Here is a 9,605-nt window from a genome sequence, read left to right on the forward strand (position 1 = left end):
ACGTCGCATTGAATGCGAAAACCAGATGTGGGCAAGACGTGAAACGCAAAACGGTTAGTGGTAACTCTCAGCGTCGGTGGGGAACTTCCCTTGCTCCACTTCTTCCTGATAGCGGCGAAGGGCCTGAAGCGCATCGGCCTTGAGATGGGCGTACGGCTTCACGAACTTGGGAACAAACTGATCGAACAGACCTAGCAAATCATACAGGACAAGGACCTGGCCGTCACAATGCGGCCCCGCCCCGATCCCAATGGTCGGAATCGACAGCGTGTCGGTGATGGTGCGAGCCAGCGCCGCCGGCACGGCTTCCAACACCAACGCAAACGCCCCGGCTTCCTCCAATCCCTTCGCGTCTTCGACGAGGCGATCGGCCTTCTCCCGCTCCTTGCCCTGGACTTTGTAGCCGCCGAACCGATTCACCGACTGCGGCGTCATCCCGAGATGGCCCATGACCGGGATCCCAATCGACGTCATCGCGTTGACGCGATCGAGCACCGTCGCCCCGCCTTCCAGCTTGACAGCCGCCGCACCGGCTTGCACCAGCCGACCCGCGTTCCGCAGCCCCTCCTCGACGCTGATTTGATAGGAGAGGAACGGCATATCGGCAATCACCAGGGAGTGCTTGGCCGCCCCCGCCACCATGCGCGTGTGATAGACCATCTCATCGATCGTCACTGAGAGCGTGTCCCTTTTGCCCTGAACGACCACCCCCAGCGAATCTCCGACGAGAATGATATCGAGCCCGGCCTCCTCGATGATGCGGGTGAAGAGCGCGTCGTAGGCCGTGACGACGACCAGCTTCCTCCCCTTGCGCTTGCGCTGTTGAAATTCGGGGACGGTCATCGCGCCCATGTCCGTGGTCCGTCAAGCCAACGCGGCTTTGGTGAGAATTTCCGGGATACGGTCGATCGCCTTGATCGCCATGATGTGGACTCCGTCGCAGTGCGGGCGGATGGCGTTGATCGTCCGAACGGCGATCTCGACGCCGACGTCAAGGGCGCGCTTGTCGCCTGCCTGCCGCAGCTCATCGATCATCTCCTGAGGTACCGAGACCCCTGGGATGTTGGCGTTCATGAACTCCGCCATCTTCGCCGAGCGAAGCAGCAAGATCCCGGCGAGCACTTTGACCTTGAATCGGCGGACGGCTTGCATGAACGACGCAAACTGCTCCGGATGATAGACGGCTTGAGTCTGGAAGAATTGCGCACCGGCCTTGACCTTGGTTTCGAACTTCGCAAGCATCGGCCCGAGCGGATCGGCCTCCGGCGTGACGGCCGCGCCGATGAAATAATCGGTCGCGCCGTCCAGCTTGTTCCCCGCGAGATCGCGGCCCTGATTCAAACCTCCAACCATCTGCATGACTTGGACGGAGTCGAGATCGTACACCGGTTTCGCGTCCTTGTGATCGCCCACGGTGGGATAGTCGCCGGTCAAGCAGAGGATATTCCGGACGCCGAGCAGGTGCGCCCCGAGCAGATCGGACTGCATGGCAAGCCGGTTCCGATCGCGGCAGGTCATCTGCATGACAGGATCATGTCCCATCTCATACAGTAAGCGGCAGAGGGACAGTGAACTCGCCCGCATGACCGCCGCCGTATTGTCGGTCACGTTTACGCCGTTGACCCGACCCACGACGCTCTTCGCGTTCTCCAGGATCGCCGACACATTGGTCCCCTTGGGGGGGTTGTACTCGATCGTCACCGCAAATTCGTTGCGGTTCAGGACGTCTTTGAGCCGTCGTGGTCCATTGCCCATGGGAGGTCTCTTATCTACCAAGCCCGGCCACGCGCTTGGCCGACTCAAGAGTATTGTCCAACAGCATGGCGATCGTCATCGGCCCCACGCCACCAGGTACCGGTGAGATCCAGCCTGCCCGTTCACCGACCGGGCCGAAATCCACGTCACCCACGAACGTGCCGTCATCCAGCCGATTGACGCCCACGTCGATGACCACCGCGCCCTGTTTCACCATCTCGCCCGTGACGAACTTGGCCTTCCCGATCGCGACGACAAGAAGGTCCGCCTCACGACAGACGGCCGGCAGGTCTTTCGTCTTCGAATGGCACACGGTGACGGTGGCGTGGCGGTGCAACAGCAGCAAGGCCGCGGGCTTCCCGACGATGTTACTCCGCCCCACGACGACCGCGCGCTTGCCTTCGATCGCCACGCCGGTCGAGTCGATCATATGAATGACGCCTTTTGGCGTGCACGGCACAAAGGTCGGATTCCCTTCCACCAGCCGGCCGATATTGCAGGGGTGGAACCCATCGGCATCCTTCGCCGGCGACACGGCATCAAGAATGACCTTGCTGTCGATATGTTTGGGAAGCGGGAGTTGGACCAGGATCCCGTGAACCTTCGGATCGGCGTTCACCTTCTCGATCAACGCGAGCAGCTCCGCCTGGCTGGTCGAGGCCAGCAACTTGTGTTCATCGACATAGATGCCGGCCGCATCGCACGCTTTCTGCTTGTTCTTGACGTAGAGCTTCGAGGCCGGATCATCGCCCACGAGAATGGCGGCCAAGCCCGGTCGAACCCCGGTTCTTGCGACCAAATCCGCGACGTCCTTGCCTATCCGCTCGCGAATCGTTTGCGCCAAAGTTTTGCCGTCGATGATCTTGGCCGCCACAATTCCTCCTCTTGCAAATCGCGCTTACCGCCGCCCGGACGCACGACTACTTGCCCGCGCCCCGCCGCCCGTTGAAAGCAGTGAACGATACCAGGGGATTGAAAACTGCGTCAAGCTGAGGCGATTGTGTTTAACTTGACACCACTCCACGTTTCGTGTTAGGCTGCCTCCAACAAAGGAGAGCCGCCATGACGACCAAGCCGACCATGACCTTGACCGGGCTGATGGAACGGTTCAAAACGGAGGACGCCTGCAAGGCGTTCTTGCGTGCGATGCGTTGGCCCAATGGCGTCCGCTGTCCCCGTTGCCAGAATGACAAGGTCTATGAACTGAAAGGCAAGCGGGCCTTTCATTGGGTCTGCAAGCACGCGGACTGCGGCGGACGGAACGGCTATCGCTTCTCCGTCATTACTAAGACGATTTTTGAGAACACGAACTATCCGCTGCGGACGTGGTTTCAGGTCATCTACTTGATGAGTCAGAGCAAGAAAGGCATGAGCGCGCTTCAGATTCACCGGCAGATCGGCAGCGGGGACTACCGGACCGCCTGGTATATGTGTCACCGCATCCGGGCCGCAATGAAGGACAGCAGTTTCCCGAAGCTGATGGGTGAAGTTGAAGTCGATGAAACCTACATTGGCGGGAAGGATAAGAACCGCCATCGAAAGAAGCGGAGCCACTTGGCTGGCATCACTGGCGGAAAAGTCGGCGTAATCGGGGCCATTGCCAGAAAGGGCAATGTCGTTTGCCAGGTCATTGAAAACACCGACCGTCTCACGTTGAACAACTTTGTGCGCCAGACGGTGAGTGAGCGAGTGTCGCTGGTGGCGACGGATGAGGCGGCAGGTTATTCGCGACTGAATCGAGAATTCCCGCACCAAACGGTTAATCACGCTGGTGGCGAGTACGTGCGCGGCAACGTCCACACGGCCAACCTCGACAGCTTTTGGAGCCTGCTGAAGCGGGGCGTCATCGGCACCTACCACAAGGTCAGCAAGGACTATTTGCCGCTGTACCTGGCGGAGTTTTCGTTCCGGCACAACAACCGGAAGAACGCAGATATTTTCACGACCGTCGTAGCAGGATGCTGAGGACGCCCCCGGTGCGGCGTTCTCAGATGAAATACGAGGCGAAAGGCGTGCAGTTGTCGTTGCCGATGGAGGTGTCATGCCGAAGGCCAAACCGGTCTCGCTCTTCCCGCTAACCTTCGAGGAGGCAATGAAGGCGCTCGTCAAGGTTGATCCAGAGAAAACCAAAAAGCCCCAAACCAAAAAGGAAAAGAAGCCAAAGAAATAAAAGCCTTATTTCTTTACAACTCTGAAAGGATGGTACGAGTAAATCCGGCTCTCCCTGAAGCTAATGAAGCCTTGCCACCCGCGCTTCGCTTCTACCTTTATCCTGATTCGCAAAAAATCTCCCTTTACCCTATTGTAGGCAGGCGAATACCATAGATCGACGCCACCCGCCTGATCCAATCCAGCCTTCCACGAGAATCGTGGACTAGGAATATCAAGGTCCTCAGCGCTTGTAATTTCTATATCGTCCGTATCTGCATCAGATCGAGGGTTCTGTAGATGATTCTTGTCAATAACGAATCGTATGTCTGCATGCTCTATCGAAACCTTCCGCTCCGCTCGTACCATAACGTCGATGAACTGGGTTCCAGTCGGCACTGCCCAAAAGTCCGTAATGTCACTTAATCTATGATTGTCGCGCCTAAAAAAGACAGTATATGAATGCTTCTCCATCCATTTTTGCCAAACCCACTTTAGAGCAAAAAAGACGCTAACAATTCCGCCGCCCGCAATACCGAGATTTTGAAAAACGTTACTGCAATTAGGATCAACGAGAGAGACTGGCAACTGAGAAAGGCATAGCATCGTGAACCCCCACACAAATAGAATGCGCCAATTCATAGCGCACCTCTGTGTAGGGTGTCAAGTTCAACACAATCGCCAGTTCCTTGACACCCCATCCAAGGGTCCAGTACGATCCGAGCAGGATCGGAAGTGCCGTTCGCGAGTCCTCCCCCGACGACTCACCCTTGAGTGATTGGATGCGCCATCCCGTCAATCGAATGTCCCCTCGAGTGCTGATCGCGGTCTGTTTTCAGTCGGCAGTCGCAAGCTTACTCATGACGGCTGCTCCGGCAGCCGCGGCGCAGGTAGAGGGCCTCAGCACGCCGCAGAGTTTCATCGCTGATCCGTCGGGTCGGTTCTACTTCATCTCCAACATCAACGGAGACCCGGATATCAAGGACAACAACGGCTTCATCACCAAACTGGATCAGTCGGGGAAAATCGTCGTTCAGCGTTTCATCCATGGAGGAAACGGAACGACCCTCCATGCGCCGAAAGGGATGGTCATCGTCGACCATACGCTGTACGTGGCCGATCTTGAGGCCTTGCGAGGATACGACACGGAAACCGGGAAGCCGGTCGTCACGATCTCGTTCGACGGGGTAAGGGGCGACGCGAAGACAGCCGTCGCCTTGGCGGACGTGGCGTACGATGGCGGCCACCTGCTCTATGCGAGCGACACGGAAGCCAACACCATTTATCGGATTGATCTGACCCAGCAACACGCCGTCTCGGTGCTCGTCCGGGCAGCGGCATTAGCGGGTCCCGCCGGGATCGCGTGGAATCGCAAAACCGGCAGGCTCATCGCCGTCAGTTGGCATAAGGGGAAGATCGTCGAAGTCGCGCCGACCGGCGCGATCCACGAGTTGGTGTCGAATTCGTTTTTTTCGTCCCGCTTTCATAATTTGAGCGGCGTCGACTTCGATGAGTGGGGCAGCATGTACGTGTCCGACTTTACGGCCGGCAAAGTCTGGCGGATCAGACCCGATCTCAAGTTCGAAGTGATTGCCGAGTTTCTCGACTCGCCTGCCGATCTCGGCATTGATCGCACCAACCATTTGATCCTCGTGCCGTATCACTATGGGAATGCCGCGGAGATCAATGGCCTGGAGCGGCCCAATACCGGCGGGTCGAAGAAAAGCCGAAGTCTCGCCGACTACGGGTTGGATTGGATCAAGAAAGAGCCGGGCCAATGAGCAAGTGCAGTTATTGCCACGAACGGAAGGGGAAGCGGCCATGCCCGGCCTTGGGCGGTCAGATTTGTAGCGCCTGCTGCGGCGAGCATCGATTGGCTCATATTTCGTGCCCGGCCGATTGCGTGTATCTGGATACCAACACTGCGTATCAGCAGAAGCGGGCCGGCGAACGGTTCGCCGTCGAGCGCCGGGACTTCTACAAGAGTCTCTTCGAACTGGGCGGTGAACCCGCCGCCGCGCTCTTTAATCTGATCGAGATGCTGAGCTACAGCTACTTCCATCGTCGCCACGATGGCGAGGATGCCGAGGTCGTGGCCGGTGTCCAGTCGCTGCGCCGCACGCTCAGCCCGCTCCACATTCCCTCCGGCCCTCCGCCGGCCTTCGGTGAGCGACTGAAAGCCGAGTATCAGGCCTTCGCAAAGCAGCAAAGCGAGGCGGGCGGGCACGCGACACTGGACCAGCAAACCACGATGGAGGTCCTCGACCGAGTGCTCAGCTTCGTCAACACGGTGTCCGGCGGGGCGCTGCACTCACGAAAATTTCTGACCTCGGTGGTCGGCTACATCAATACGTACCATCCGGAGATCGCCGAGCACTTGAGTAAAGAGATTGATGAAGGCGGTCGCATCATCGTGCCGGGGCAGACGCCCTCGGACGCGATTATCCCACCGGATCAATTCTCGATGCACCGACACGACCCGATCCATCGGCACGCCTAATCGCCGGGTCTCATCACGCCGCTCGGCCACTCTTCCCTATTCCGCAATCGTCACCGTCATCTCGATGCGTTCCAGCGGATTGTCCCGTGCGTCGCGCGGTTGATTGACGATCTTGTCCGCCACCCCCAAGCCTTTCGTGATCTGCCCGAAGACGGTGTACTTGCCGTCGAGGAATGGTGAATCCTCGACGACGATGAAAAATTGTGAGCCGGCACTGTCGGGATCATTCGCCCGGGCCATCGACACAATGCCGCGCTTGTGCGGAATGTCGTTGAATTCCGCCTTGACGCTGTGGCCCGGCCCGCCCATCCCATACAGTTCCTTCTTGTTCGGGTCCTTGGTATTGGGGTCGCCGCCTTGGATCATGAATCCTGGGATGACACGGTGAAAAATCGTCCCGTTATAGAATCCGGACTTGGCGAGCTTGATGAAATTTTCGACGTGCTTCGGCGCTTTTTCCGGGAAAAATTTCATTTCCATCTCGCCGAACTTTGTCTTGATGATCGCGCGGGGTCCCTTCTCCGTGCCGGCCGGCGGGGCCGCCGGCTTGTCCGCCGCGAATACCAAGGCTGCGCCCATAACGACCACGACGCCCACAACCATTGAGGTGTATGCCCAGTGACGATGCTGCATGCTTCCTCCTTGTCGTCCCGCTAGCAACTGGTCCCGGGGTTGGACTGGGTCAGCGCCTGCTTCGCGGCAATCTGTTCCGCCTCTTTCTTACTTCGGCCGACACCGACACCGAGCACGTCGCCACGGACGGCCACGTGGACTTCAAACGTCTTCTGATGATCCGGACCGCTTTCCCGCACAATCGCATACTGGGGAAGCGTCTCATATGTCTTCTGACACCACTCCTGGAGTCGAGTCTTGTAGTCCTGCACCAATCCCTGACCGCCGCCACCCTGCAATGCTTGAAACTCCTCGTCGAATGCCCGGTGGATGAACTCTCGTGCCGGCTCCAATCCTCCATCGAGATAGACCGCGGCGACGATCGCTTCCAGCGTATTCGCCAGCAGCGACGGCTTCTCGCGGCCCTGCGTCAACTCCTCGCCTCGCCCAAGCCGAAGCAACGGGCCCAAATCCAGCCGACGAGCGGCAGCGGCAAGCGACGCCTCGCTCACGAGACGCGCCTTGAGCTTCGAGAGCTCGCCTTCCGCCGACTGGGGAAACATCTGCGCGAGACGCTCGCTGACGACCAGCGTGAGCACCGCATCGCCCAGAAACTCCAATCGTTCGTTGTGCTTTCGATGCTTGTGCTTCAGCTCATTGACGTGCGATTTGTGGGTCAGCGCTTCATCGAGTAACGCAAGCTCTCGGAATGCGTATCCGACGACCTGTTGCGCAAATTCGGTCGAAGGCTGTGACATGAGGAAGTGCGGTGGTTAGGCCGAGAATTTCTTGAAGATGAGGCAGGCGTTCACGCCGCCAAAGCCGAAGGAATTGGACATGACCGCGTCGACGGCCGCCGAGCGGGCGTGGCCGGGCACGTAGTCGAGGTCGCACTCGGGGTCCGGCTGCTCGAGATTGATCGTAGGCGGCAGGATCCGGCGATCAATAGCGAGGACGCTAAACGCCGCTTCAATCCCACCCGCCGCCCCGAGGAGGTGGCCGGTCATGGATTTGGTCGAGCTGACGGGAATCTTGTATGCGCGTTCCCCGAAGACCCGTTTGACAGCCTGCGTCTCGATTTTATCCGCAAAGGTCGATGTGCCGTGCGCGTTGATGTAGCCGATCTGCTCTTTGGAGAGTCCCGAGTCTTTGATCGCCAGTTCCATACACCGCACAGCGCCCTCGCCGTCATCGGGGGGCGCGGTGATGTGGTAGGCGTCGGCATTCATGGCGTACCCGAGGACCTCAGCGTAGATCTTCGCGCCGCGTTGCCTTGCGGTATTCAGCTCCTCCAAAACGAGAATCCCCGCGCCTTCGCCCAAGACGAACCCGTCACGGTCACGATCGAATGGACGACTGGCCCGAGCGGGGTCGTCGTTCCGTCGCGAAAGCGCCCGGGCGGCGCCGAAACCCGCGACGCCCAGAGGTGTCACGGCGGCCTCTGCGCCACCCGCCACCATGACATCGGCATCACCCCGCTGAATCAGGCGGAAGGCGTCCCCGATGCAATGGTTCCCGGTGGCGCACGCGGTGACGGCACACGAGTTGGGGCCCCGCGCCCCGAGCCGTATCGCCACTTGACCGGACGCCAGATTGATGATGACCATCGGGATGAAGAAGGGAGAGACGCGGTCGGGGCCCTTGTCCTGCAGCACCTTGTAGTAGTGTTCGATGGACGAAAGTCCGCCGATTCCCGACCCGATGTAGACTCCGACCCGCGTCGCGTTCTCCTCCGTCACCTTCAAGCCCGCATCATCCACCGCCATCTGACTCGCCGCGACGGCAAAGTGAATGAAGAGATCCATTTTCTTGATCTCTTTCTTCTCGATGAAGGCGGCCGGATCGAAGTCCTTCACTTCGGCGGCGATTTGCGTGGAGTAGGCGGACGGATCGAACCGCGTAATCCGGCCGATGCCCGATTCGCCGGCGCACAGCGCCTTCCACGTCTTCTCTAGGCCGATTCCCAACGGGGTAACCAAGCCGATCCCCGTCACGACGACCCGTCTTGTTGGCGTCTCCCGCATCGCCACCGTCGCCCTACACCTTCTCTTTAATGTACTCCATTGCCTTTCCGACCGTCAGGATCTTTTCGGCATCTTCATCCGGGATTTCGATGTCGAACTCCTCCTCGAAGGCCATGACCAACTCGACGGTATCCAGAGAATCGGCGCCGAGATCATCGACGAACGATGCCTCCGGCACGACTTCCTCCTCATCCACCCCGAGTTGCTCGGCTATGATTTTCTTGACGCGGTCCTCAACTGCCATGGGTTTCTTCACCTCCTCCATACGTCCTCCTCGTCATTCGCTTCATCGCCTATTCCGTCGCCTAGCAGGCTGTTGAAAAACGATTTCTAACATTCACATTCAACAATAGTTCACATGACAACGTGGCTTCAGAATAGCGTGCAGGATGTCCAAAAAGGCCGTCCGTTTCACCCGCCCGCCCCAGGCGCGCCAAGACGCGCCCCTTCCCGGCCAAGGCCGCAGCAAGGGAGGAGGCGAGGCGTACTCCGGTTTGTACGTTGAGCCTCTGAGCGATGCGAGAACGAAGCTGGCGGCCTTTTTCAACATCCTGCTAGTGTCCTGT

At 58.9% G+C, this 9,605-nt stretch carries 11 protein-coding genes; 4 read left to right on the forward strand and 7 right to left on the reverse strand.

Going from position 1 to position 9,605, the window contains the following annotated elements:
- Window positions 1-54: 54 nt before the first annotated feature.
- From panB to folD, 3 genes are read right to left on the reverse strand one after another with little or no spacing between them, the layout of a single operon-like run.
- Entirely contained in the window at window positions 55-843 is a 789-nt protein-coding gene (gene panB / locus AC1U7K_RS06755) for a 3-methyl-2-oxobutanoate hydroxymethyltransferase (protein WP_480250248.1), read from the reverse strand.
- A gap of 21 nt (window positions 844-864) precedes the next feature.
- Window positions 865-1,755, reverse strand: a complete 891-nt coding sequence (locus AC1U7K_RS06760; RefSeq protein WP_480250228.1) for a methylenetetrahydrofolate reductase — start codon at window positions 1,753-1,755, stop codon at window positions 865-867.
- Between the two features lie 10 nt (window positions 1,756-1,765).
- Window positions 1,766-2,629 (reverse strand): bifunctional methylenetetrahydrofolate dehydrogenase/methenyltetrahydrofolate cyclohydrolase FolD, encoded by an 864-nt coding sequence (folD, locus tag AC1U7K_RS06765; RefSeq protein ID WP_480250229.1) that lies wholly within the window; start codon window positions 2,627-2,629, stop codon window positions 1,766-1,768.
- A gap of 188 nt (window positions 2,630-2,817) precedes the next feature.
- Here folD and AC1U7K_RS06770 point away from each other — a divergent pair, with 188 nt between their 5' ends.
- From AC1U7K_RS06770 to AC1U7K_RS06785, 4 genes are all read left to right on the forward strand, one after another.
- Complete coding sequence (locus AC1U7K_RS06770) at window positions 2,818-3,720, forward strand: IS1595 family transposase (protein ID WP_480250230.1); 903 nt, start codon at window positions 2,818-2,820, stop codon at window positions 3,718-3,720.
- Between the two features lie 76 nt (window positions 3,721-3,796).
- Complete coding sequence (locus tag AC1U7K_RS06775) at window positions 3,797-3,925, forward strand: hypothetical protein (RefSeq protein WP_480250231.1); 129 nt, start codon at window positions 3,797-3,799, stop codon at window positions 3,923-3,925.
- A 748-nt stretch (window positions 3,926-4,673) separates the two neighbouring features.
- Window positions 4,674-5,684, forward strand: coding sequence for an NHL repeat-containing protein (locus AC1U7K_RS06780; RefSeq protein WP_480250232.1), 1,011 nt, complete (start codon window positions 4,674-4,676; stop codon window positions 5,682-5,684).
- Window positions 5,681-6,403, forward strand: coding sequence for a hypothetical protein (locus AC1U7K_RS06785; RefSeq protein WP_480250233.1), 723 nt, complete (start codon window positions 5,681-5,683; stop codon window positions 6,401-6,403). Before AC1U7K_RS06780 ends, AC1U7K_RS06785 begins: the two co-directional genes overlap by 4 nt.
- 36 nt (window positions 6,404-6,439) lie before the next feature.
- Here AC1U7K_RS06785 and AC1U7K_RS06790 read toward each other — a convergent pair whose 3' ends face one another.
- Genes AC1U7K_RS06790 through acpP form a run of 4 tightly spaced genes read right to left on the reverse strand, consistent with a single transcriptional unit; the run spans window position 6,440 to window position 9,283 of the window.
- Complete coding sequence (locus AC1U7K_RS06790) at window positions 6,440-7,036, reverse strand: peptidylprolyl isomerase (protein WP_480250234.1); 597 nt, start codon at window positions 7,034-7,036, stop codon at window positions 6,440-6,442.
- Window positions 7,037-7,056: 20 nt separating this feature from the next.
- Complete coding sequence (gene rnc / locus AC1U7K_RS06795) at window positions 7,057-7,773, reverse strand: ribonuclease III (RefSeq protein ID WP_480250235.1); 717 nt, start codon at window positions 7,771-7,773, stop codon at window positions 7,057-7,059.
- 15 nt (window positions 7,774-7,788) lie between these two features.
- Window positions 7,789-9,039 (reverse strand): beta-ketoacyl-ACP synthase II, encoded by a 1,251-nt coding sequence (gene fabF / locus AC1U7K_RS06800; RefSeq protein ID WP_480250236.1) that lies wholly within the window; start codon window positions 9,037-9,039, stop codon window positions 7,789-7,791.
- 13 nt (window positions 9,040-9,052) lie between these two features.
- Window positions 9,053-9,283 carry an acyl carrier protein gene (acpP, locus tag AC1U7K_RS06805; RefSeq protein ID WP_480250250.1) on the reverse strand — a complete coding sequence of 77 codons (231 nt, stop codon included), beginning with the start codon at window positions 9,281-9,283 and terminating at the stop codon, window positions 9,053-9,055.
- Between the last annotated feature and the right edge of the window lie 322 nt (window positions 9,284-9,605).

This window comes from Nitrospira sp. Vd2 (assembly GCF_979581665.1).